At 38.0% G+C, this 25,167-nt stretch carries 24 protein-coding genes; 9 read left to right on the top strand and 15 right to left on the bottom strand.

Translation table 11 applies throughout. The features are described 5' to 3' along the window. Positions 1 to 365 precede the first annotated feature (365 nt). Both ACFQ18_RS05455 and tagD (ACFQ18_RS05450) read right to left on the bottom strand, forming a co-directional pair. The gene (locus ACFQ18_RS05455; protein ID WP_379565905.1) at positions 366 to 1,454 is read right to left on the bottom strand and encodes a CDP-glycerol glycerophosphotransferase family protein; all 1,089 of its coding nucleotides are present in this window, start codon (positions 1,452 to 1,454) and stop codon (positions 366 to 368) included. Between the two features lie 71 nt (positions 1,455 to 1,525). Next, a complete protein-coding gene (gene tagD / locus ACFQ18_RS05450; protein WP_047183961.1) occupies positions 1,526 to 1,921 on the bottom strand; it encodes a glycerol-3-phosphate cytidylyltransferase in 396 nt (131 codons plus the stop codon). A 163-nt stretch (positions 1,922 to 2,084) separates the two neighbouring features. On the opposite strand from tagD (ACFQ18_RS05450), the gene ACFQ18_RS05445 reads away from it, so the two are divergent. The 5 genes from ACFQ18_RS05445 to ACFQ18_RS05425 all read left to right on the top strand — a co-directional run bounded on the left by ACFQ18_RS05445 (position 2,085) and on the right by ACFQ18_RS05425 (position 7,127). Beyond that, positions 2,085 to 2,801 (top strand): glycerophosphodiester phosphodiesterase, encoded by a 717-nt coding sequence (locus ACFQ18_RS05445; RefSeq protein ID WP_047183962.1) that lies wholly within the window; start codon positions 2,085 to 2,087, stop codon positions 2,799 to 2,801. 59 nt (positions 2,802 to 2,860) lie between these two features. Then, a complete protein-coding gene (locus ACFQ18_RS05440; protein WP_047183963.1) occupies positions 2,861 to 3,901 on the top strand; it encodes a glycosyltransferase family 4 protein in 1,041 nt (346 codons plus the stop codon). Positions 3,902 to 4,546: 645 nt separating this feature from the next. Then, positions 4,547 to 5,860, top strand: a complete 1,314-nt coding sequence (locus tag ACFQ18_RS05435) for a TolB family protein (protein WP_204798006.1) — start codon at positions 4,547 to 4,549, stop codon at positions 5,858 to 5,860. A gap of 211 nt (positions 5,861 to 6,071) precedes the next feature. Then, positions 6,072 to 6,461 carry a hypothetical protein gene (locus ACFQ18_RS05430; RefSeq protein WP_204798007.1) on the top strand — a complete coding sequence of 130 codons (390 nt, stop codon included), beginning with the start codon at positions 6,072 to 6,074 and terminating at the stop codon, positions 6,459 to 6,461. 135 nt (positions 6,462 to 6,596) lie between these two features. Beyond that, complete coding sequence (locus ACFQ18_RS05425) at positions 6,597 to 7,127, top strand: hypothetical protein (protein ID WP_204798008.1); 531 nt, start codon at positions 6,597 to 6,599, stop codon at positions 7,125 to 7,127. Positions 7,128 to 7,517: 390 nt separating this feature from the next. Here ACFQ18_RS05425 and ACFQ18_RS05420 read toward each other — a convergent pair whose 3' ends face one another. From ACFQ18_RS05420 to ACFQ18_RS05380, 9 genes are all read right to left on the bottom strand, one after another. Continuing rightward, complete coding sequence (locus tag ACFQ18_RS05420; RefSeq protein WP_204798009.1) at positions 7,518 to 8,600, bottom strand: DUF871 domain-containing protein; 1,083 nt, start codon at positions 8,598 to 8,600, stop codon at positions 7,518 to 7,520. Between the two features lie 67 nt (positions 8,601 to 8,667). Continuing rightward, positions 8,668 to 10,047, bottom strand: a complete 1,380-nt coding sequence (locus ACFQ18_RS05415; RefSeq protein ID WP_145523364.1) for a PTS transporter subunit EIIC — start codon at positions 10,045 to 10,047, stop codon at positions 8,668 to 8,670. Between the two features lie 20 nt (positions 10,048 to 10,067). Next, positions 10,068 to 10,952, bottom strand: coding sequence for an N-acetylmuramic acid 6-phosphate etherase (gene murQ, locus ACFQ18_RS05410; protein WP_047185822.1), 885 nt, complete (start codon positions 10,950 to 10,952; stop codon positions 10,068 to 10,070). Positions 10,953 to 11,109: 157 nt separating this feature from the next. Continuing rightward, positions 11,110 to 11,958: a MurR/RpiR family transcriptional regulator gene (locus ACFQ18_RS05405; RefSeq protein WP_204798010.1), complete on the bottom strand. Its 849-nt coding sequence runs from the start codon at positions 11,956 to 11,958 to the stop codon at positions 11,110 to 11,112. Positions 11,959 to 11,974: 16 nt separating this feature from the next. Then, entirely contained in the window at positions 11,975 to 12,565 is a 591-nt protein-coding gene (locus ACFQ18_RS05400; RefSeq protein WP_204798011.1) for a hypothetical protein, read from the bottom strand. Between the two features lie 38 nt (positions 12,566 to 12,603). Next, positions 12,604 to 13,683: a polysaccharide pyruvyl transferase CsaB gene (gene csaB, locus ACFQ18_RS05395; protein WP_204798012.1), complete on the bottom strand. Its 1,080-nt coding sequence runs from the start codon at positions 13,681 to 13,683 to the stop codon at positions 12,604 to 12,606. A 5-nt stretch (positions 13,684 to 13,688) separates the two neighbouring features. Continuing rightward, positions 13,689 to 15,566 (bottom strand): DUF5693 family protein, encoded by a 1,878-nt coding sequence (locus ACFQ18_RS05390; protein WP_204798013.1) that lies wholly within the window; start codon positions 15,564 to 15,566, stop codon positions 13,689 to 13,691. 551 nt (positions 15,567 to 16,117) lie between these two features. Then, complete coding sequence (locus ACFQ18_RS05385) at positions 16,118 to 17,671, bottom strand: putative polysaccharide biosynthesis protein (protein WP_204798014.1); 1,554 nt, start codon at positions 17,669 to 17,671, stop codon at positions 16,118 to 16,120. Further along, complete coding sequence (locus ACFQ18_RS05380) at positions 17,668 to 18,396, bottom strand: WecB/TagA/CpsF family glycosyltransferase (protein WP_204798026.1); 729 nt, start codon at positions 18,394 to 18,396, stop codon at positions 17,668 to 17,670. Before ACFQ18_RS05380 ends, ACFQ18_RS05385 begins: the two co-directional genes overlap by 4 nt. Positions 18,397 to 18,710: 314 nt before the next feature. On the opposite strand from ACFQ18_RS05380, the gene ACFQ18_RS05375 reads away from it, so the two are divergent. Next, the gene (locus tag ACFQ18_RS05375) at positions 18,711 to 18,893 is read left to right on the top strand and encodes a hypothetical protein (RefSeq protein WP_204798015.1); all 183 of its coding nucleotides are present in this window, start codon (positions 18,711 to 18,713) and stop codon (positions 18,891 to 18,893) included. A gap of 173 nt (positions 18,894 to 19,066) precedes the next feature. Here ACFQ18_RS05375 and ACFQ18_RS05370 read toward each other — a convergent pair whose 3' ends face one another. Beyond that, positions 19,067 to 19,498 (bottom strand): GNAT family N-acetyltransferase, encoded by a 432-nt coding sequence (locus ACFQ18_RS05370; protein ID WP_204798016.1) that lies wholly within the window; start codon positions 19,496 to 19,498, stop codon positions 19,067 to 19,069. Between the two features lie 463 nt (positions 19,499 to 19,961). Here ACFQ18_RS05370 and ACFQ18_RS05365 point away from each other — a divergent pair, with 463 nt between their 5' ends. Then, positions 19,962 to 20,387, top strand: a complete 426-nt coding sequence (locus tag ACFQ18_RS05365) for an SRPBCC family protein (protein WP_204798017.1) — start codon at positions 19,962 to 19,964, stop codon at positions 20,385 to 20,387. 2 nt (positions 20,388 to 20,389) lie between these two features. Continuing rightward, positions 20,390 to 20,713 carry an ArsR/SmtB family transcription factor gene (locus tag ACFQ18_RS05360; protein WP_204798018.1) on the top strand — a complete coding sequence of 108 codons (324 nt, stop codon included), beginning with the start codon at positions 20,390 to 20,392 and terminating at the stop codon, positions 20,711 to 20,713. A 49-nt stretch (positions 20,714 to 20,762) separates the two neighbouring features. Here ACFQ18_RS05360 and ACFQ18_RS05355 read toward each other — a convergent pair whose 3' ends face one another. The 3 genes from ACFQ18_RS05355 to tagD (ACFQ18_RS05345) form a co-directional block, all read right to left on the bottom strand. Beyond that, positions 20,763 to 22,484, bottom strand: a complete 1,722-nt coding sequence (locus ACFQ18_RS05355; protein WP_204798019.1) for a glycoside hydrolase family 26 protein — start codon at positions 22,482 to 22,484, stop codon at positions 20,763 to 20,765. Between the two features lie 638 nt (positions 22,485 to 23,122). Next, positions 23,123 to 24,193, bottom strand: a complete 1,071-nt coding sequence (locus ACFQ18_RS05350) for a CDP-glycerol glycerophosphotransferase family protein (RefSeq protein WP_379565896.1) — start codon at positions 24,191 to 24,193, stop codon at positions 23,123 to 23,125. Positions 24,194 to 24,305: 112 nt separating this feature from the next. After that, positions 24,306 to 24,704 (bottom strand): glycerol-3-phosphate cytidylyltransferase, encoded by a 399-nt coding sequence (gene tagD / locus ACFQ18_RS05345; RefSeq protein WP_204798021.1) that lies wholly within the window; start codon positions 24,702 to 24,704, stop codon positions 24,306 to 24,308. A gap of 241 nt (positions 24,705 to 24,945) precedes the next feature. On the opposite strand from tagD (ACFQ18_RS05345), the gene ACFQ18_RS05340 reads away from it, so the two are divergent. Then, a partial coding sequence (locus ACFQ18_RS05340; protein WP_379565893.1) for a hypothetical protein occupies positions 24,946 to 25,167 on the top strand: 222 nt, incomplete at its 3' end.

Here is a 25,167-nt window from a genome sequence, read left to right as displayed (position 1 = left end):
ATGTAATTTTTTATTGGAAGTGAGGGTTATGGGTGGGATATCAATACTCTCCCCGTTGGATATCAGTATTCGCACCATATATCAGCATCGTCTGGCAGGATATCAGTATTCGTGCATCATATATCAGCATCGTCTGGCAGGATATCAGTACTCATGCATTATATATCGGCATCCGCTGGCTAGATATCAGTACTGGTGCACTATATATCAGCAAACGCCTGTTGGATATCAGTACTCATGCACTATATATCAGTAGACACCTGTTGGATATCAGCACTGGTGCACTATATATCATCATCCGCTGACAAGATATCAGTACTCGTGTACATATATCAGCATCCACCGGCAGGATATCAGGCAGAAATTTACCCAGTCTCATCCCCCCCATAAACCACCTGCACCAACTGCTCACTCGATCTTCCCTTCGAATATCGATTCCATTCTTCCGAAAATTCCCGAACCCCGCTCATGTCATAGGCTTCATTCTTAATCACTTCCACTAAATCGTCCATGTTATAGGCAACGGGTCCGGGGACGAGTTCTTCGTAAACTTCCCAGAATCCACGCTCCTCGGCATACTCATCGATATCATAAGCGAAGAAAACCATTGGCTTGTTAAATAAAGAATACTCAAAAATGATGGAGGAATAATCGGAAATGAGTACGTCTGCTATGACAAGCAAATGGTTGATGTTATAGGTTGTGACGTCAATGGCGAAGTCGGGATGGTTGTTTTCAATATCGACCTTAACAGCTGGGTGCAAACTCAAAAACAACACATAGTCGTCATGAAAGTACTTGTACATTTTTTCGATGTCCATCTTCAATTCTTGAACGTGTAACTCCTGATCACGATAGGTAGGGGCGTAGAGAATGACCTTTTTCTCATCTATTATCGGAAAATACCTTCGTAATGACTGTGCGGCTTTTTCTAAATTCTCGTGATCAAAAAAGAAATCCGTCCGTGGTATGCCAGTTCGCAATAGTTGCTTCTCCTTTATTCCAAATCCTTCTTTAAAAATAGCGGCCATTTTATCTGACCCAATGACCACATAATCGAAGCGGGAATAAACGGCTTTAAATCTTCTAAAAGCACTAGGTGGGCGGTTTTCAATCGATAAGTCACGTAGTCCGAATTGTTTAATCGCACCGGCTGCATGCCAAAGCTGGACACATGTTACATTTTCTTTAAAATCCGTAACAGCTAAAAATCCAAAATAATTATCAACAATTACTTTTTCAGAAGTTGCTAAATGATAGATAGACTCCATCCAGTCGATAAAATTTCCAACTTTAAAAGAAATAATCCGTCTACGTGGACGTTTTTTAAAAGTAATATTACAAGGGTGTACTTTTAAAATGACGATACGATGGTCGGTTGTTTTTTCCACTTCACGCATCGTATATAAAATATTTCGGCCAAAAGAAGCAACAAAGGTGGTCTTTTGCTGCAAGGGGAATCGTTTAAAAAAGGTGAAAAAAAGGCGGAAGGTAAAAAGGTAAATGGCTACTGCAATTTCTCTCATTATTTCGCGTGGTGATTCAAGTCTGTTTTAATTTTTGTGGTGGAAATCCCAACGGTTCGAGGTAAATACACCACTTCACAATATTCTTTTAAAAAATCAAATTTACCTTCCCAATCATCGCCAATGACAAAAACATCCACATTGTATTTTTTCACATCGTCTATTTTCTGATCCCATGATTCCTCTGGGATGACAAGATCGACATAGCGAACAGCTTCCAGTATCATTTTTCGTTGCTCAAAACTGTAGTAGGCTTTTTTGTCTTTTATCATATTAAATTCATCAGTGGAGATTCCAACAATTAAGTAGTCTCCATATTCTTTGGCACGTTTTAATAAGTTGATATGGCCATTATGAAGAAAATCAAACGTACCATAGGTGATTACTCTTTTCATAAAAAATCCTCCATTCCTTTTAAGTATTATTTAACAATATGATAAAATTATTTTGTGATTGAATTAACATAAAATTCATACGAAGTTAATTGTTCATTAATGGTTGCTTAACATTCATCCGATATAATGTATGTATCACCTAAATAATGGAGGGGTTTGGGAAATGAATATTCGAGGTATTGCTCATAGAGGTTATCCAGTGGAATATCCGGAAAACACGATTTCATCATTTCGTGCAGCGATTGAAATGGGATTCACCCATATGGAGTTAGACGTGCATCTGACAAAAGACGGGGTTCCAGTTGTCATGCACGACGCGACGATTGATCGTATGACAGATGGGCATGGGGAAATACGTCAATATACATTCCAAGAATTACAAGCGTTTCGCATCAATGAAACAGAGGAGAAAATCCCATCTTTGGCTCAAGTTTTACAGCTTGCGAAAGGGAGAATTATTGTTTCCATTGAATTAAAGGATACAAGGCTATATAGAAGGATTGAGGAAAGAGTGGTGGAAGTGGTCAATCAGTTGGAAATGATGGACCAAGTTTACTTTATTTCGTTTAACCACCATTCTTTGAAAAAGCTTCGCAGCCTATCTCCAGAAGCACAGGTAGGCCCCTTAGTAAATCGGGTGAAACGTTCACATTTTAAATTAATGGAAAAAATAGATGCGAAATATCTAGCGGTGAGGTATGATGGATTAAAGGAAAAATATGTTAATAAGTGTGAAAAACTTGGGATTCAGCTTGTAGTTTGGACAGTGAATACGAAAGAACAAATGATTCAAATAGAGAAATATCCTTCCATTTTAACAACGACAGATGAATTGCAAAGATTTAAGGAGCATTTTTATCCTACCTTATCCATGAATTAAAAACTTACTCGTAACACAAAATAAAAGAAAACTTCCTATCTGTTCAGGAGGATTTAAAAATGTTATATATTGCGTTAATTGTTAGTTTCTTTAGCTCCATTATTATTACACCAATCGTAAAACGGTTCGCATTGAAAATTGGAGCTACGGATCAACCAAATGAAAGAAAAGTTCATACTTCCGTTATGCCACGATTAGGTGGTTTGGCGATATTTTTAAGTTTTATAATTGGAATTATTCTCTTTTATCCTAATCCTGGAGACTATTGGCCCATCTTAGTTGGTGGGACGATCATTATTCTTACTGGAATCTTGGATGATATTTTTACCATTTCGGCAAAATATAAGTTACTCGGGCAAATCATCGCGGCACTAGTAACCGTATTAGGTGGAATTCAAATCGAGTTCGTTACCATCTGGCAGGACGAGCGAATTTACTTTGAATTCTTTGCAATCCCAATCACCATTATTTGGATTGTCGCAATAACAAATGCGATTAATCTAATTGATGGCTTAGATGGCTTGGCGGCTGGTGTATCATCGATTGCATTATTTACAATTTCAGTCATAGCGATTACAAGAGGAGATATCCTCATCGCATTTCTTGGACTCGTCATGCTCGGTAGTACAGTCGGATTTTTGGTATATAATTTCTACCCAGCGAAAATATTTATGGGTGATACTGGATCATTATTTTTAGGCTATATGATCAGCGTCGTTTCGGTATTGGGTCTTTACAAAGAGGTTACCATCGTATCCTTAATCATTCCAATTATTATCTTGGGAATTCCAATTATGGATACAACGTTTGCCATCATTCGCCGTATCGTACAAGGAAGACCATTATCATCACCAGATAAATTTCATTTACACCATTGTATCATTCGCCTAGGATTCACCCACAGACAAACGGTTATTATGATTTATGCACTAAGTATTCTATTTAGTGTCATCGCAATTGTCCTAACGAGGTCCACATTATGGGGTTCCATTTCTATATTAGTTTCATTATTAATTTTGGTGGAATTGATTGTGGAAATCACTGGGGTCATTAGTGATCAATATAGACCGATTTTAAATTTAATAGGATGGAAGAAGTAGACAAGTTGTCTTGGGGGAGGCAGCTTGTTTTTTGTTTTGTAGGGGAAGGTGAGTGCTGATAAAGTGTGGAGGATCGCTGATATGTCGTGCGTGAATGCTGAAAAAGCATGAGGGAATGCTGAAATATTGTGCCTAAGTGCTGATAAAGTAAGAAGGATACTGATATCGGTAACATGATTGCTGATAAAAAGTGATTGAGTGCCGATATCTTGTATTTGCTGAAATCGCGTATTGATTGCTGATAAAAAGTCAATGATTGCTAAAATCCCGTCCTCGACTACTGATAAAGAGTAAACAACTGCTGATATCTGCCCCGCGTGCTGAATAATGATATGGAATGCTTTTTACACATGACTGTTAATTTTTTTCACAACCAAGCAAGTTAATTTTGGGATAACGAATCAAGGAAGGTTATGCTAAAGATTTGTCGAATTACTTTATAAACAAACAATTGGAGGAGTGAGACCAGATGGAGTTGGTGATTCTGAATATACCATTGATTTCGAAAAGTATCATCCGAATGGAACCATCGAAATATACATTGCTGTAAGATAAATGGTAATGACTGTCACTTATCGTCGGCGCTTTTTCCAAACAAAAAAGGCGCTTATCTGTGCTTTTGAATAAAAAGGGGGGAAGTTATACATGAAACGAAAACGCATCTTTTTAGTAACTATTGGCGCGGTTGTTTTGTTATTTGTAGGTACGTTACTTTATGCCATTTTAAGAGATGACGATCCATATCGCTATTTTACTGGACTCGGAGAAGAAATTAGTGTAACGCCAGATGATTCGAAAATCGCTTTTTCTTACTATGTAGATGGTAAGGAATCCATTTATACGGCAAATCCTGATGGCACTCATGTTAAACAAATAACCAATTCAAATAACCAGCGGGATAGCCAACCAAAATACTCACCTGATGGTAAAAAGCTTGTTTATTTAAGTAAAGATGCGGAAGGGATTCAAACTCTAAGGATGGTCAACCAAGATGGAAGTGAAGGTAGGCCATTGACGGACAGCAAGTTTCACGTAACAGACGCTATTTTTTCACATGATGGGGAAACAATTTATTTCGTTGCAGTAGAAGCGGGAGAGGTTAAAAAAGGCGAAGAATCAAGAGAAGGATATGACTTGTATTCTATTGAGGTAGACGGGGAACATATGAAAAAATTGACGGATGCCGATCATTTTTCCATGGATTATCTCTTTCTTTCGCCTGATGGAGACACGATTTTTTATAGTGAATTTGACGGGAGCAAAGATCGGATTTATTCCTACTCATTCGAAGATGGAAAAGTAAATATTAGTCCGTCCATTCTTTCTGCGAAGATGATTAATACACAGTCCTTTTATGAACCAAAATTGTCACCGGACGGAAGGTATTTAGCGTTTACAGACGTTTCGCAGGAATCACAAGACAGTTCGCTTTTTAAGTATGATTTGTTTTTATTAAACTTGGATACGCAAAAAGTGGAGAGATTAACAGACTTGAAAAAAGCCGTAACATCTCCAACCTTTTTTCATAAGGAAAATAAAATCGCTTTTCTGGAAAACACTAATTGGTCAAATGCCCCAGCTGTGTATCGGTTAATGACCATTGATCCAACAACGCACAACATCGAAGCTGTTAACCTAGATGCACCTCAATCATCAGGTGACAATCGATTCATACAAATGTTTGATTGTTCGGTAAACACCTTAACTATTGCTATTCTGTATCTGTTACTGATGGGGATACTAAGTGTGTACCTTCATTATTATTGCTTGCGTAAAGCCTATCTGCCTTCCATCATTAGTTTTGCGATTGCCATACTAACATTTGCAGCAAGTTTTGTGGTGGCCAGAATGGTTGATCCTTGGTATGGAATTGGACTTATGATGTTGGCTGTAGGGATTTTTGGCTGTTCCGTGATAATTGTCTTGTTTGTGTTTATTTTTAAGCGGTTTGCGAAATAAAGGATAGTTGTGCATGGGAAAGGTTATAAGATACGTTATTTTATATTGAAAATATATTATGTTTAATGTTTAAGTAGCACCCCCGATATTAGGAGGTGCTATTTTTATGTAAAGTATCCTTTACAGTCGGGTTTCCTTTACTTTATAATGATGGATAGAAGATGAATTGTATAACAAGATAAAATTACTTCAATAAGGAGGAGGGGGTTTCATGAAAATGAGTAGTAAGGCAGGGAGAAGGCTTTTCTTCATAAGTGGTTTTATATTTCTACTTAATAGTTTGCTTATCATTTTTTCCAGCATATCAACAGGAGATTTCTTTGTTGGACATGAGCTTGTTTTTTTAGGTACGGCTGTTATGTCCTTTTGTCTATCCTATCTCTATCCACAATTTAAAGAAGATGATGAGCGTTCAAAAAGAATACGAGAAAGAGGAGTGTTTTTTAGTTTCCTCTTTATTTTGGGTTATATGATTATTCTCATGCCACTCTTTCAATTGAAAATCATTGATCTAAACGGATATCAGACGGTTAGTTTGTTAGCAACACTAGCGATGATAACTGTATTTTCTTCATTTGTCGTTTTGTCAAAGCGCTACTAAGGTTACTTTGGTTTTGAAAAAATAGTCGATAATTGTAGAACGATTATTAAAGGAATCTCGTCCATTTTGTAGAAATTATTAATATAAGATTATTGCCTCGAAACACTAACGGAATCTACAAGGAAGGTGAATGATATGCCAAAAAGAAATTTTGTTGCAAGAAATCTATTAAAATGGATGCCAAATGACGAGCAAAGCATGTATGAAAGAAAACTTACTGATGTTATGAAACGTTTAAAGGTTCAAGATTTTCATTTCAATTGGGATCGTACTAGCTGCTATGTTGAATTTGATTACAATGAGAATTTTTACAAACTTGAACACTCTGTTGAAAAGGCTAAGAAAAAAGGAATTATGCTACGCAATGGATTGGATTGTTTGGTAGAGTTGACTCAATCCTTGGATGATTTATGCGGTATCATTGATAGGGGAATGTTAGATTTCGAAACATGGATATCCGGTATGAAACAGTCACCTTCAGAAACAACGGTACCTGAATTCCAGGAAGAATTTGAAATAAAGTATAAGACAGTGGGAAGACAAAATTATACGGAATATAATACAGAGGAATTGAATGAACCTATTTCTTTTGGAACGGAACCGTCACGAGGAGAACTTGAACAAAATTCGATTAACCGACGGGCGTTGAATAAGGCTAGATTTTAACGTCTGAAGTACGATAGGATGAGGGGTATTCTATTATAAACTGAATTTAAATGCAGATAGAATCCACTTTGAATAATAATTTATCAAAGTGGATTCCTTTTATGAGTGGGCCTATAGGGTGTTTTAGTTAAACTTTACTTATTATTGAATAGGTTCTGTAAAAGTAAAGGTATTGGTTTATCCTGTTTGCATGCCGATAAAGTACTTGGGATTACTGATATCTCGTGGCTGACTGCTGATAAAAAGCAATAGATTGCTGATATTTTGTGTCAATAGGATCACTGTGGATGAGTAACGGAACGATGCTTTTGGGAAAAAGGAAAACCCCCACTGATGGAAGTCTTCTTTATATCTATCATTGATTTTTTACAATTAGACAATAAGCTTCCACTAATCCCCTTTGGATGCAACCCACTCAATCTGAAAGCATATTCCTCCCTTGATATATGGAAGTATTGCTCTATCTTCCTTAATTACTTGGCCAATCACATTTACTTTATCGTCAGCAGGGAGGTTGCGTTTCGTGATTTGAATTTCGCCTTGATAGCGTCCATATTTTTCGTTATCTATGGTGATAGATCCAGCCTTTCTTGCTATTGTGTTTTCAGGTTTGACAGGGTAATCTCTAGTTAGACCGTATTGTCTGGATTCGGTGGAGCGAATAACATCTCTTGCGGCATCTTGGCGATTGGTTTGCTTTGTTTGTAACTGGTCGTAGATATACTCATTGCCCCCAAAATACTCTGCCCGAAGCAAAACTATTCCTTCCCTATATTTTGCAAATTGTTTCATAGATGCTGCACTAATGGAAGGGTCACCGATTAATATTTTATCCACCCATTTATTACATTTAAATTCCAAAAAGGAAGAAAAGGTAGATTGTTTTCGCTGTTCTTCAATCGTTGGGAGTCCTTCGAATAGTGGGCCTCTTTTTTCGCCATCACCAGGGATGAATGCCATTACTTTAATACCCTCTGATTTTAGCCAACGATTTTTTTCATGAAAGTCTTCTAAAGCTAATCCAGTTTCTGGGCGAGGATAATAATTATGCCAAGCTTCTATGGATGTGAAATTTGCTCCATGGTTTCGCAATTGCTCGATGTCTTCTTGGGTAATGGTGCTTGCATTAAGGGCGATTGCCATTTGATTAGATAATTTAGCTATCGTTTCTTCAGCTACGCCATAATCCACACGTAAACCAGTAATACCAAAGTTTTTTAATTCGTGAGCATTTTCCCATGAAAACCCGAGATAATTCAAAGACTTTGGGGAAATATCACAGATTAATTTCATGTTGTATTTTATGGCAAGTTTACCCAATTCCAATAGTCTTTCCTTATACATATTTGGGTCGTCTTCTGGGATATGTAGGGAGGTAAAAATGCTACTGAACCCTAGTTGATTCATTTTTTTAATGTATGTTTCTTGTTCTGTGATAGATTGGTTTGATAAATAAATGGAAATACCAAGCATTTCTATAACACACCTTTCCGTTTTACTAAAGAAAAAGGAGGAAAACTAACTTCCTCCTTTTTAAATATTAATCCAAGTTATCCGCCATCTCTTCTTTAAATCCAAAGAAATAAGTGATGATAAATCCTGCTGTATACGTGATGAGTAAGCCAAGGAAATAGAGTATATACTTATTGTCAGCAATTAATGGAATAAGTGGGATACCAGAGACTCCGATTCCAGTAGCTGCTGTTTTCATAACTGCTTGGAAGGCCCCACCTACTGCTGCACCAAGACATGCTGTGATAAAAGGTCGGCCCAGTGGTAAGGTAACACCATAGATTAATGGTTCGCCAATTCCAAGGAATCCTGTTGGAAGACCACCTTTAATAACATTACGTAGACGTTTGTTTTTCGTTTTTACATAAATCGCAATTGCTGCTCCAACTTGGCTCGCTCCAGCCATTGCAAGGATTGGTAGTAATGCGGTAGAGTTAAAGGTATTGATTAACTCCATATGGATTGGCGTCAACCCATGGTGTAGACCGAGCATTACTAATGGTAGGAAGAAACCTGCAAGTAAGGCACCAGCTATAGCACTTCCGATTGCACCACCTAAGCTTAACACCGCATTAATTCCAGACGTGATTCCAGTAGATAAGACACCAGCGACCGGCTGTACCACAACTAAAGTTAATAGACCGACAACTAAAATCGTTAGTAATGGAGTAAAAATAATATCAACTGCATTTGGGATAATTTTTCTGAATTGCTTTTCAAAAAATACCATGAGCCAAGCGGCAAACATCGCACCAATTAATCCACCGTAACCGGGTGTTAAATTATTTCCAAAGAGAGTAATGTCTGCAAGCGCTGGGTTCATGGTGATGATACCTGCGATAGCACCTAATACTGGGGTGCCTCCAAATTCCTTTGCTGTATTCCAAGCAACAACAATCGCTAAATAGGCAAAAATACTACCGCCGAGAACCGTTAGAAGTTGCATCCACGTTAATGTGTCATCAACACCGGAGTTTTTCAAAAATCCTACCGTACCGTTGATGATTCCAGAACCAACAATACCAGGAATAAGCGGTATGAAAATGCTTCCAATTTTACGTAGCAAATTTTTCATTGGTGTGTTATTTTTCTTCTTAATTCCTGCTTTTGTCATTTCGGCAATATTATCTTCATTGACATCAAGTGCTTCTCCCATTTTTATTCCCGTAATGCTCGTAATGTGGTTAGAAACTTTGTTGACGGTACCAGGGCCAACAACGATTTGTAAGGTGTCATCCTCCACGACACCCATGACACCATTTGTTTGTTTCAATTGTTTGATGTCTGCTTTTTCATATTCTTTTAAATTAATTCGCACACGAGTCATGCAGTGGGTAAAGGAACGAATATTTTCGGCCCCACCAACATGTTCAAGTATCTCTCTTGCTAATTTCTCCTCCTTTTTCATTCTGACTCCCTCCTCATTAGCTATTTCGTATTTCGAATAAAGCCTTTTGACTCTTCTAATTTCTTAACTGCTTGATCAAATGTACAATTTAATAAAATCATGACAATGGCAGCTTTAACGTTATAATTTGCTTTTTTCAAGTAATCTGCTGCTGTTACATAATCAGCATTGGTTGCTTCCATAATAATGTGTTTGGATCGTTCGATTAGCTTCTTGTTTGTTGGTTGGACATCAACCATTAAGTTTTGATAAACCTTTCCAATCCCAATCATCGCTGTTGTCGTAATCATGTTTAGGACAAGCTTTTGCGATGTGCCAGCTTTTAATCGAGTAGATCCTGTGATGATTTCTGGGCCTGTGACCACTTCAATTTTTACATTAGCAATTTTTCCAATTTCAGAGTCTTTATTGTTACTAATGCTGACCGTTTTTGCACCAATTTCATTTGCGTATTGTAAGCCACCAATGACATAAGGCGTTCTCCCGCTTGCTGCTATTCCAATTACGGTATCTTTCTCTGTTAATGAAATGGCTTTTAGGTCATCACCTCCTAAAGTATTATTATCTTCGGCACCTTCAATCGCCTCTGTAATGGCCTTCGATCCTCCCGCTATGAGGCCCTGAACGAGGTCGTGCGATACTCCAAAGGTTGGGGGACATTCTGAAGCATCTAGGATTCCTAAACGTCCACTTGTTCCAGCACCAATATATATTAATCTACCACCTTGCTTAAAAGACTCGATAGCAAAATTGACAGCCCTTTCAATTTGAGGAATTTCTTTAGCTATCGCTGTTGGAACTTTACTATCTTCTTGATTCATTATCTCTAAAATTTCTCTGATAGGTTTTATATCTATATCTATGCTATGCGGGTTTCTTAATTCTGTTGTTAATTTGTTTAGCATTTTCTCACCCTTTCTTCTTACACTTTTATTTTACAAAATATGAAATATAAAGTCAATATAACATTAATAAACTATGAAATTTTATTTCACTATAGTTATAGGGAAAGAAAGTATCAGGCTAGGATTCGAGGGAAAGCCCCCAAATGTTAAGCTGTGATTACCTTCTTAGTCGAATTACTTCATTTCGTGCCTCATGGTAGCGGGAGAGGACATTTTCACCTTTTTTATTTAAGACGCTAAGGTACAATGCGTCAATAATGGTTAGTTGTGTCATTCTTGAAGGGATACTTCCAATTCGATAATCTTGTTCAACGACTGGTGTACAAAGTCGGATATCCGCTTCTTTATACAGTGGGGACTTATCAAGATTTGTAATGGCAATCACAGTTGCTCCTTCTTTTTGAGCAAATCGGGATAGTTCCAAAACATCTTTTGTTTTTCCTGACATACTAATCGCGATGACAACATCATTTTTATTTAAATAGGGAATAGATGACAGTAAAAAGTGAAAGTCTTGATGGGCTGTACTGGGATATCCAAGTTTCGTAAATTTATAAAAACCATCCAATGCCGCTGTTGCTGACCCACCGACCCCATAGAAAACAAGTTTATCCGCATGAAGAATCTTATCCACTGCTTTTTCAAATTCTTTACGTTCTAGTGAGGTAGTGATTGCTTCAATGGCAGATTTATTGACAAAGGAAACTTGTTGAAAAATATCATAGGGTTCGCTCTTTTTTTGCAAAAAATTAAAATCAGTAAGGTTCAAATCTTCTTTAGCCAATTCCTTGGCAAGTTCTAATTTGAATGTTTTAAAACTCTCTATTCCAATGGATTTGCAAAAGCGAACAATACTCGACTCGCTTGTTCCAGCTTTCCTAGAAAGGTCCTTCGTCGTCATATTAGGAATAAGTTTTGGATTTTCCAACACATAAATACCCATCTTCTTTTCCGCTTCTGATAAAGTATGGAGATTTTCTTTAATTCTTGTAAGTATAGAACTCATAATCATTTTTCCTCTCTTAGTGGGGGATTCTTTTGTTTTCATTATACAGGGAATTCGGTTTGGTGTGGTAGACGATGATTAAAAGAAGTAGGGTTTGTGATATTTTGTTTGAGGGTTTAAAAAAACTGGGTGAAGAAAAGGTGGTTATTTCATTAAATTGCTTTGCACTGATAAAAGTCAATTGCCAACTGATAACCGGTGACTGATTACTGATAAAAGTTGAGTGGCTACTGATAACCGGTGACTGATCTTTACTGATAAAAGTTGACTGGCTACTGATAACCGGTACCTGATTGCCGATAAAAGTCAATTGCCAACTGATAACCGGTGACTGATAGCTGATGAAAGTCAACTGGCTGCTGATATCCAGCACCTGAATGCTGATAAAAAGTGACTGGCTGCTGATATCCAGCACCTGCTTGCCGATAAAAGTCAATTGCCTGCTGATATTTGGAGCCTGCTTGCCGATAAAAGTCAATTGCCTACTGATATCTGCTTCCTGATCGCCGAAAAAAGTCACATGCCTCCTGATAAAGAGGCCCTGAATCCTGATATCCCACGCACCAATCCCGATAACCTGCTCCATACATTCAATATCCCACTTCAATCAACACTCCACACCCCAACAAAAAAACGAGCACACTTCTATGCTCGTTTCCTTCTCAACATCTCCAACGCATACACCGGTGTATGCAGCGCCTGCTTCTGATAGGGCTCTACAAACTTTCTTAATTCCGCACGTTTATTTTCTCCGTCTCCCAATATAGAATCTGCTACCGTAAACAATGCTTCTCCATCCCAATCGTCTATTTCCGTGTTGCCAATGACTGGTTGTTTACAAATCTCGGCAAAGGCATCAATCTTTGGGTCGTAGGAAAGGGCGATGAATGGGGTGTATGTGATTGCTGAAAAAATAAGAGAATGTAGTCTCATGCCGATGAGTAAATCGGCTTTTCCGATGATGGCTATTTTCTCTTCAACTTCACAATCGCATGGGAAAATCTCGCTCGCTTCTTGCATTAAATCGCCTACGTCCATGGATGCTTTTTCATCATGTTTTCCGTGCATGGGGACAAACACTATTGAATAGCCTTTTCCGGCAAGCTTATCCAATGCCTCTGCGATATACTTTTTAAACGCTATTTGGCTTGGCCAATCGCGAACAGAAACAGCTAAAATAGGGCCATTACTGCTTCCTTGCCAGTCGCATGAAAAAGTATTGCTGTTCAAGCCTAGCACGGGATCGGGCACAATCGTGGAGTCCTTGCTTACGCCAAGTTCATCTAATAGCCTTTGTGAATCCCAATCTCGTACCGTAATATGCTCGACTTTATTTAATGTATGTTTCACAATCCATTTGCTTAATTTACTAGAAATCGGGCCCATCCCTTGTGCATAGATGAAGACAGGCTTTTTATAAAATGTTGCAAGTTGGATGATCCCGCTATAATACGGAATAGACTTCAATCCAGTTTTATCTTGTAAAAGACTGCCGCCACCACTAATGAGGCCATCTGCTTTTTTCATGACGGCTGAAATTTCCCCGAGGTGATGCCTGTCAACGGAGTCTACTCCATACATCTCTTTCGTATATGACGGGTTGTTGGACAGAACGGTAATGTCGATATCCGCTTGAATCCCGCGCAATCCTTGTATAATCGAATATAAAATCGCCTCGTCACCACAGTTATCAAATCCATAATAACCTGATAGAACAACATGCATTCGGGTCACCTCGCTTTTGCCAATTTAGATGATAAATAGGTATAGCATTTTTTAATAATAAAAATCAACAACAAGCCAATCAAATATCCAATGACGATGCTATAAAACGTACGTAGCAATGAGATATATAACGGAATGTGAAAATGCGTAAAGGTGTTTACGATGGATAAAAATCCAATCGTTCCTGGGATGAGTAACAGGTTTCCAAGTAATTTATTTTTCGGTCTTACATACAACGCAACGATAAACAAAGGAAATCCGATTAAAAACTCTTTTGTCCGAGGGCGTACATAGAGCCACTCCTCCAGTTTATGACGAAGCAAAAGTTCCATGTCACTTGCTGTACCCGCATTTCCAGTTCGGCTAACATAATACAACCCAATGGCTGCAAGACCTAAGAATACTAGCAAATGCCAATATTTCACTTCGGCATTCAATAGACGCGGGCCATTTTCGCGTAAAATTCTAAATGCCATTTGCCAAAATAAATAAACACCGACAAAAGCGATAGGGAGGACGTAAACTAATTTCACCCCTCTAAATATTTCCATCCCAGTGATAAAGGCATTTCCGTTTAACAATCCAAGCACAATTATAATTCCTACAAAGCTAATCGCAATCGCCTTTATATATTGAATTGTTACATCACGAAGCCGACCAACGCCCATATCCAAAGAAGCTAAAATAGCATAAATCGGTGTAACGATAGCAATGATTAAGGCAAAACCTTGTAAAATCACAAGTCGATCCAAAACAATGTACAGAAGGGCTAATAAGGTCATACCAAGTCCTGCTATAATCGATAAACTACGCCACTTCCATATTCTCGCTGCGGCTAAATACGTAAAAACTATTCCAGCTAGGAGTACAACTAGTGTATTCCACAGTAAAACAGGAATCGTCTCATAAGGTTGAGCGGTCCCTAATTGAAATCCACCAGGCATCATGTGCTGAACCTCAGTCAAAAATTCCTCCGCATCTTCCAAACTTTCTTCCGGATCCCCATACGTTAAGTGGAAAAAGAGGGAGCGGATATTCCGTTCCTTCACAGCACGGACAACTTGATTCGCACTTTCATCCAAGGTTTTTTGATTTAAATCAATACTATGCAAACGAATGATGTCATAGTCTGTGTTTCGTGCTAATGTTTGAAAACCATGTTGTTTGGCAAATTCAATCATGTAAAAGCTAGAACCAGCCTCATGTAACTGCCGGATCCAGTTATTCATTTTCTCTAATTCAGGAAAACCAATGACCTCTTCGCCATGAAACAGAATATTCGTATCCCCATTATGAACTTCAAGCACTCGATCCATCGCTTCCTGGTCAAAATCCACAGCATTGTCCATACGCAGAACATAATCTAATCCATGCTCCGTAATCTCATGAATAACTGATTCATCATAGCCAAGGAACGTGTTCAACCCTTTACCCGAATCCTTTGGTAAAAAGTAAAATTCTTCACCGGCAATGGTCCGTATTTCTGGGTTGATTTCATCCAATATGACTTGTTCATAGTATTGCCCATCAGGAATGGAGATATAATATCCAGGTACTTCGGAAATTTGCTCATCCACCATGGAAAAGCGCAACATTTCCATTAGCATTTTATCTGTATAAATCGAAAGGATGCCCTGATTGTCAAGTTCAACTAATGTCATCGGATTTAAACTCACCGATGTTAATCCTGCATTTTTTAATCGGGAGAGGACTTCATCCACTGTAAAAGTAGAATCATGTGTTAATGTATTCAATTCCTCATACGGAACGACCATTTCATATTGGTTGTTTGTTGTTTCCACATTCCAACGCTGGTACAGGCCAACCGACGAGATTAGAAGCAAAATAACGAGTACGCCCCAAACCCACTTTTGTTTCATCATGTTATTCTTCCTCTCTAGTTCATTAATTAGAGGTACAGATATCAGCATACACTCCTCGGATATCGGCACACATTCCTTAGAAATCAGCATACACTCCTCGGATATCGGCACACATTCCTTAGAAATCAGCACATACCCCCCGGATATCGGCGCACACTCCTTAGAAATCAGCACACTCCCCGGATATCGGCGCACACTCCTTAGAAATCAGCACACACTCCCCGGATATCGGCACACACCCCTTAGAAATCAGCGCACACTCCCCGGATATCGGCGCACATTCCTCAGATATCAGTACTCACCACGGAAATCAGCACCCGGTCCTCGGAAATCAGCACAGACTGCTTGGAAATCAGCACAGACTGCTTGGAAATCAGCACTCACCCCTCGGATATCGGCATCCATCCTCAGATATCGGCACACACTCCCCGGAAACCCAGTACTCATCCTCAGATATCAGCACTCACCCCTGGAAATCAGCACCCGGTCCCCGTATATCAGCACCCACCCCAGATTTTTAGAGGAAGTTCAAAAAGTCTGGCGAAACTTTTTCATCCTCCTTTTTGAACACGTTTTTTCACATTTTCTCTATCAATCACGTTCCAAACGAATAACATTCCAAAATAAATAACTGCCCCGACAAGGATTGCTCCCATTACATATAAAACAGCCTGCAACCTTGACCATTCTGCAACTTGGAAAAATAAAGTAGGTGCCCCAATGATAATCGCCATCGAGAGGGATGTAACGATCATTTTTACGACTTTCCAACCGTTCCAAAATGAAAAAGCGATGTTTCGGTAAATGAATATCATGTTCACGATAAATAAAAAAATGTAGACAACTAACGTAGAAATCGCCGCACCATTTAACCCAAAAAGATGAACTAAAAAGATATTCGAAAAAGTTTTGACGACAATTCCAATCAAAATAATATATGCAGCTTGATTTGCTAAGTTCATTCCTTGTAAAATTCCGGTACCCAATACGGTTAAAGAAGTAAAAACAGAGCTGAAGCCAATAATGGCAAGCATCGTGCTTCCTTCTAAGTCGGAAAACAATCCTACATTCATTGGTAACGTTAAAGCTAACAGGCCAAAAGCAGCAGGCCATGCAATGAGATTTGCCATATAAAAAGCTTTCTCGATGGTCGTACGCATCCCATTTCGATCATGATTTACTAACTTTTCCGTTAGTAAAGGAATTAACGGAAGCACAATCGAAGTGGCAAACACCGTTGCAATCTGCACAAGTGCTAATCCACGACCATAGATACCATATAAATAATGAATGTCACTTGCTCCATCTACACCAATCGAACGTAATCCAAATGGAATAGTAAGGGAATCGATAAAATTAACCAAAGCCATCGTGATAGAACCAACCGCAATCGGGATAGAAACTTTTAAAATTTTTTTCCCAACACGTGAGAAGGTTGCAAAGGAATAAGACGAATTCGATACCGGCTTCAAAGGTGATCGTGCGAATTTTACTCTTAAAAAGAGGAAAGATGCCAATGCCCCAGCGACCGAACCAATCATAATATACCCGGCAATTTTTTCATTGGAAAGTCCTCGCGAAACAAGAACATAGGCAAGAACAAGAATGAGTCCAACACGTATAAATTGTTCAATCACTTGCGAAATGGCGGTTGGCCCCATATCCCCAAAGCCTTGGAAAAATCCGCGGTAAACCGCCATGTATGGTGCGATTAGTAAGGTTGTAGCTACGATGATGAGTGAAAGTCGTGATGTAGGTCCTCCCAATGCATAAGCGATAGGGGAGGAGAAAACGTAGATGAAGGTAAAGCTGACAACGCCGAAAGAAAGGGCTAAAATACTTGCCGTCACATAAATCGGACGAATATTAGCGTTTGGATCGAGCGCTCTCTCTTCGGCAATCAATTTCGAGATGGCGGTCGGGATTCCCGCAACCGATAAAATCAGTGCTACCATATAAACGGGATAAACTAAGCTGAAAATACCAAGCACTTCATCTCCAGCAATATTTTGTAAAGGGATGCGAAAAATGCTTCCTAATATTTTGGAAAGAAGGGAAGCAACGGTTAAAATAATCGTCCCTTTGATGAGTGTGGAGCGGCTCATAGTGATTTTCCTTTATCTTTCCAAATTTGAAAAGCAAATCGTGGTAGTGCGAGCATACGTCTCCAGCGGCTTGGTTGTTTGATTAAACGGTACAGCCATTCGATATTTAGTTTTTGCCAAATCATCGGAGCACGTTTCACCGTTCCTGCAATCACATCAAAGGATCCACCAATACCAATAAATATGCCTCGGTCAAACTGTGCGATATTCTCGGATATCCATTTTTCCTGGCGCGGCACCCCTAATGCAACAAACGTAATGTCCGGCTTAGCAGTAGAAATTTGTTCGGTAATATCATTATCTTCCCAATCAAAATAGCCATCATTCGAGCCAACTATTTGGATATTGGGATAATTTTTTTCTATCGTTTTGATCGTTTTATGTAATGTATCTGGATGCGCACCTAGTAAGAAAATTTTATAACCCTTTTCATTTGCAACATCAAGTAACTGCATCATCGTGTCATAGCCGGTAACTCGTTCCGGTAAGGGATTCCCTAACATTTTCGCAGCTTTCACAATGCCGATTCCATCTGCCGTAACATAAGTCGCTTGCTGAATGTAGTTCATAAAGTCCGGCTCTTCATTCGCCTTCATCACAATTTCCGGATTTGCTGTAATCACAAATGTTTTTTCATGTTGAATTATTCGTTCTTCCAAAAGGGAAACAAAATCCCTCTGATTTATATCTATAAACGGAACTCCCATAATAGTTATGTGTTTCATCATTTGTAACGCTTCTCCTTTATAAGCTTAAGGATAAGTATGGAGAGGGAGGGGGAACATGTTTCTGTTGTTAAATACACAGTATCTCCAGTTCCCTCGCCAATTAATCTCCCTTTATTATATCGGATTCAGCTGGGTCTTGCTCTTTTGTATGGTAACTTTTTTAGCGTTTGATTGTTGGCACTGAATCACTCCTTGTTCAACCAAGTGACAAAAGCGTCACATCCTACTGCTTTTTGTTAGGTGATTCGATTTCGCAAACTTATTTCACTTGCTACGATTAAAATAAATAATAATCAGAAAGGAGTGGACTCATGGAAGAAATGTTATTCATTGTAGCAATGGGAGCATTAGGCTTATGTTTTTGCGTTTTTATCTTGGGCATTTTCAATAATGGATTAAATAATCTGTTTAAATCTAAATACGCAAAAGTATCCATCCTATTGTTTATTGTTTATATCCTTACCTTCGTGCCGTATATCATTGTTTCCAATTAAGTCCCGGGGGGGAACTACCCACAGGGTCCCCCCTCAACAACTATCCTCTGCTCGTACCTGTGAATTCGTTAATTAAAGTGAATAATTCGATACTCATGTTCACGAATCCGTTAATCTTTGGGATTAATCCGATACTCGTGTCCGTGAATTCGTTAATCAAAGCAATAAAAAATTCAACACTTTTCCCAGCCCATTAAAAATTCTTCCTGGGCAGTCTGTTCATCTAATGATTCCTCTTTTATAACAAAGCCATTTCTCAAATAAAAATCAACGGCTTTGTTATTTTTCCTGTACACTTTTAATTGTATATTTTCCCTTTGTCTTTTTATAAAATTTAACAATTCCTTTCCGTATCCCTCACCTTGGTGCTTCACATCAATAAATAATGCAGCCAAATAATTATCCACCATTGATACGAAGCCGACAACATCTTTCTCATTGCTTACAACATAGGTTTCAGACATTGGGATATACTTTTTTTCCATCTCCGTTCGCTGTGATTTCCAATACTCCTTATCAATAAAGCTATGCGCTATTAAGGAACCTTCGTACCATATATCTACTAATTTATTCACTTCTGTTTTCTTGTTTGGTCTAATATTCACGTTATCACCCCTCAAAATATAGTACATATAAAACATCATTACAAAAAGGATTAGTTCAAATCGTTATATTCTGTTAATTGCCGATTGTTGAATAGCAAGCAACATCTTTATTGTTATTTAACAACTAGATGTAAATAATTCCCTAATCGAGTCTGCGAATCCGTTAATCGTAGTGATGAATCTAACAACCCTGACATCCCCCAAAGCCGTTGCAAATACCAAATCATCTAATCTACAAAACTAATTGTAATATAATTTTGTAAGGTTTTGATGAAGATCGTAATAAAATTACAAATGATTAATGATATTTACATTTCATTTATAAATCTTTCATTCACATCCATCAGAATATGAAAGAGGAGTTTGTGGGAAAAATAAAATGTACTTGATGTGACACGAATAGGTGTTATAATAAACATAACACTAAAGGGTGTTATTTAATGAAAGAGAGGAATAGAAAATAATGCAATCACAAGAAAAATTACCGGAAATACGCAAAACGGTTGAACTTAATGCTCCAATAGATAAAGTATGGCAAGCTGTTTCTACATCAGAAGGCATTGCTGCATGGTGGATGCCGAATACATTTGAACCTGTTTTGGGACATGAATTTGTACTTCATGCGGGTCAGTACGGTGACTCTCCTTGCAAAGTAACGGAACTTGCTCCACCTAACCGTGTTGGTTTCGACTGGGGTAAAGATTGGCACCTTTCTATTGAATTGAAAAAGTTGAGCGATGGAAAAACGGAGCTTACTCTCGTACATTCTGGCTGGGATGCAGAAAAGGTAACCGAATTTGGACAACCACACACTGCCATTCGCGGACATATGGATGGTGGATGGGAAAAAATTGTAAAAGAGAAGATTCCAGCATATATCGAGGCCTAAGTATGGTCGATCAACCTAAGCACGATGTTTTCCAAGCAATTGCCGATCCTACTCGTCGAAGTATGCTAAAATTATTGGCTGAAAAAGAAATGTCGATAGCTGAGATTACGGAACACTTCCCGATAAGTCGTACAGCTGTAAATAAGCATCTTCATATTCTTTCTAATGCTGGTCTTGTCAGAAGTCAGAGGGTGGGACGTGAAACACGTTATACGCTTAGACCAGAACCACTGGTTGAAATACAAAATTGGCTTACGTTCTTTGAACATTATTGGGATGAAAAACTGGCAGTTCTTAAGAAATTTGTAGAAGAGGATAACGAATAAAGATAAGGGAACCGAGCCTATTCACATTCTCGGTTCCCTTATTTTTAAATTATTGATAAATATGGATGTCCCCATTTTCGTATTCATATTTAATAGAAAATGCATCTAACAACGCTTCAAGGGCGATACCATGAATATCTCGCTTTTCGAAAAAGGCTGCTTTATCGATGGTTAGTTCTGCTTTTGGAATGGAAGCTGTTTGGTTTTTAAACGTTACTTTATACGTATTTTTCCCGTCCTTTTGAATTTCCATCTTTAAATAATCCTGGACAAATTGTCTATCTACAAAAAGCTCACCTTTATAGAAGAAGAGGAAGTCACGATACGAAAAGGTCTCTTCGTTTGACGGATTCTCCTGAACACTAGATAGATACACATCTTTCTTCACATTTGTACGATAAGCATTCGTAATTCTCTCATTTTCTGTGATCGCATAGTTATTAATTTTCCTTCCTTCAGGTGCGTTTACCAGATTATTCACATCAAAATAATAAATCATTTTTACACGAGGATAGAGCTCTGGCAAATATTTGTACATGCGCTGGATTTTCTCTACAGCAAAATCCACATGATACAAGCCGTCCGTTACCGTATAATTGGTTGCACCAAACTCACCAATAACAATCGGTTTCGTGTCACTAAAGGTGTTGTAAACATAGTCCAGTAATCGTAATGGATCCTCGAAATCGGATAAATCCTCCAAACGATCGTTATGATACACGACGTTGTAAATATTCACCCCAACATAATCTACATACTCATCGCCAGGATAATATTTCGCAATCGATTGTTCTGGCATCGTAAACACATTCCACAGCATCATGACATTCGGAGCTTCTTCTTCCATGACATCATGTACAAGCTTCCATTTTTCTAAATAAAGTTCCGGATCCCCTGAATAAGCGGTCCAATTTCCATTCATCTCACTCGCATAACGAAGTAAAATCGGAACGCCGGCATCACTTGCATCTTTGGCAAATTGACGGAGATATTCATCGTCTTTCACTTTTTCCAGGCCATCATTCGGCTCCCAAGCTATATGAGGAAAACCACCAACCAACTTCACTTCCTCCACCCATTCTTTCGGAAAAGGCTTGCCATACCCAACATAGCGGAAATAAGAAACATGATTTTTCCCAGCCATCTCATTAAAAACATTCATACTCGTATCAATGTACTCATCCTGGATAACATAGCCTCCTAAATAAAGACCATTCCTTGGCTCGTATTTAGCAGGTAATACATCCTTTTTATGTAAAAAAATCGTCGTGCCAATTTGTTGATCAAACGTTTGTTTTTGTTGTTCAGTGGGACTGGAAAGAGCGATGGTAGCCGTCTTTTTATTATAAAAGTATCCCACATTCACACCGAGGAATTTTTCGATATGCTGGTCAGGTAAATAGATGATATCATTCTTTGTCAGATACGTTTGTATATCACTTTCTTTTGCATTACTGTTTTGAATGGTTTCATCTTCATATTTCAATTGATTATCTTCGTAGGTGATTGTCAAATTATTCTTTGCGTGCTTTAGCTTAGGTGAAAGGATGGTTTCTAAATCCGAAAGAGCAATATAAACGTGACCATCTTCTTCAAAAGGGGCATGTTCTACCTTATAATGATCCCCATCAAATACAATGTCATCGGAATAATTTTTTGTCGTTTCATTGGTAGAAGCGGAAAACGATGTATTCATTTTATTTATACCAAAAACAATCAATGCCAACACGCAAATAATCGCAGCTATGGAAATGATATATTTCTTTTTCATTTTTTTCTCCTTTCCCTATACATAATCCTAATCTATTTTAATGTCTTTTATACTTGGCGTCTGTAAAGGCGGGAGAAAATTACAGTAAGTTAATATTTTTTACGTGGGGTTAAGGTTGGGGGGGAGGGGATGCGAGCGGAAATCGGTAATTGTGGTGGTTATATCAGTACAGGCGAGTGGGATATCAGTGAACAATGGGATTATATCAGTACAAGCGAGTGGGATATCGGTAAACAATGAGAATATATCAGTACAAGCGAGTGGGATATCAGTGAACAATGGGATTATATCAGTACAAGCGTGTAGGATATCAGTGAACAATGGGATTATATCAGTACAAGCGAGTGGGATATCAGCGAACAATGGGATTATATCAGTACAAGCGTGTAGGATATCGGTAAACAAGGAGTTTATATCAGCACATGCGAGTGGGATATCGGCAACCATGAAGATTATATCAGTACCAGCATACATGATATCAGCAAACAAGATGTTATATCAGTGCTGGAGAGCAAGATATCAGTAACCACACTATTTAAATCAGCATTCAACCCAATCTCCACTCCACCAACACACAAACCAAAAAACCCGACTACTAAAAGTTAGTAATCGGGCTGCTCTCATTACATATCATTAAATTAAACCGAAACTTCTTCTCTCTCTTTTTCCTCTTCTTCCACACCTGCAATAAATTTAGCCAAATTCATGCTTGCGTTGCCGGTAGAATATTCATTCCACTCATCGGAAAACGCTCGAACTTGTCCAAGATCAAAGTCATCTTCTTTAATCGTGCGAATGATTTCAAAGGTCGTGAACACGACTGGCCCAGGCATTTGTTCTTCATAATCACGGATGAGTCCATTCGTAATCTTGTATTCATCCATGTCATATGCGAAGAAAATCATTGGTTTTTCGAGTAACGCATATTCAAAAGGGATAGAGGAATAATCGGATATTAAAATGTCTGTGACTAACAATAAGGCGTTCGTTTCTGTAAAATATGAAACATCATAAACGAAGCCCTCATATTGTTCATAGTTTACTAGATTGGAAACAGCTGGATGTAATTTTATAAAAAGTACATAGTCATCAGATAAATCACGATAGAGCTGTTTTAAATCTAGTTCCAATTGATAGTTTTCTAATTGCTCATGACGAAATGTTGGTGCATAGAGAATGATTTTTTTCCCCTTTATCATTGGATGTTTTTCAATAAGTTCCGCATAAACATCATGTTTGACTTGTTCATTAAATAAAATATCAGAGCGGGGGATGCCTGTACGAATAAATCGCTCGTCACTTAAGCCAAAACTTTTTTGAAACGTTTCTACCATTTTCTCTGAACCAACAATTGTATAGTGGAAACGCGAATAAACTTGTTTAAAGCGTTCCAGTGCCTTAGACGTGCGTGCTTCGTTTGTCGGATCTTCAAGTCCAAATCGTTTCAAAGATCCGGCTGCATGCCAAAGTTGGATGCAGCGAACGCCAGGTCTAAATTCAGTCACAGCTAAAAAGCCTTGATAATTATCTATTAAAACAGTAGAGGCGGTCGCTAGGTGATAAATAGATTTAATAAAATCAAAAGGCTTTTTCACTTTAAAATCAAACGTTTGATCTATAGTTGAATCAAATTCATATTTACATTTTTCATCTTTTAAAACGATGATCTTTTGGTCGTCTAGTTGTTTTAATGCCCGAGCTGTGTACATGATATTGTCCCCAAAGGATGCGACGGCAACGACTTTCTTCTCTTTGGGGAATAGTTTACATAGATTAAAAATAACGCGGAAAACAAGAAGATAGAGATATACTGCTAGTTCTCTAAGCATTGTTAGCTTGTTTTAAATCTGCTTTGATTTGTGTAGTAGAGATGCCAACTGTACGCGGTAGGTAAACTACTTCACAATATTCTTTTAGAAAGTCGAATTTACCTTCCCAGTCATCTCCCATAACAAATACATCTATATTATGATTCTTTACGTCATCTATCTTTTGTTCCCAATTATGCTCAGGGATTACTTCATCGACGTAACGGATTGCTTCTAAAATGGCTTTACGTTGTTCAAAAGTATAGTACGCTTTTTTCCCTTTTAAAGCATTAAATTCATCAGACGAAATAGCAACAACTAAATAATCTCCAAACTCTTTCGCACGGCGTAGAATATTGATATGACCTGTGTGAAGTAGATCAAATGTACCGTATGTGATTACCTTTTTCATCAGTTAGACCTCCGTAAAATTATCTTGTCAGTATTATAACATATATATTTACATAGATTTTATTTTAGTTTTACAATGTTTTAACAATTTAACTACATATATTATACATGGATTTTAATAAGATAGAAACTGTTACTTTTTAGTAATCACAAACGCTACCATAGAAAATTATAAAATAGCTTTCTAACGGATTTTATATTTGTTAAAATAAATTGTATTTTATTCTTGAAGGGGCTATACCATGAAAAACTATCAAGGGGAATCTTTATTTCTCGTTCAATTAATTGTACTCGTTTTTTTTAATACATTTCAGCGAAGCCAATTTGACGTATTGCATGAAATAGGACTATTAAGTATTAATTTAACGTTATTTATGATGTTTCTATTGGATCTACGTCAAGTTTTTGGACACAAAAAGATTAAGTTTTTTTGCACAACAACCATTCATGGATTGTTCCACGTC

Source organism: Oceanobacillus caeni, assembly GCF_042678465.1.
GTDB lineage: Bacteria > Bacillota > Bacilli > Bacillales > Amphibacillaceae > Oceanobacillus > Oceanobacillus caeni.
This window is presented reverse-complemented; position numbering and strand designations above follow the sequence as displayed.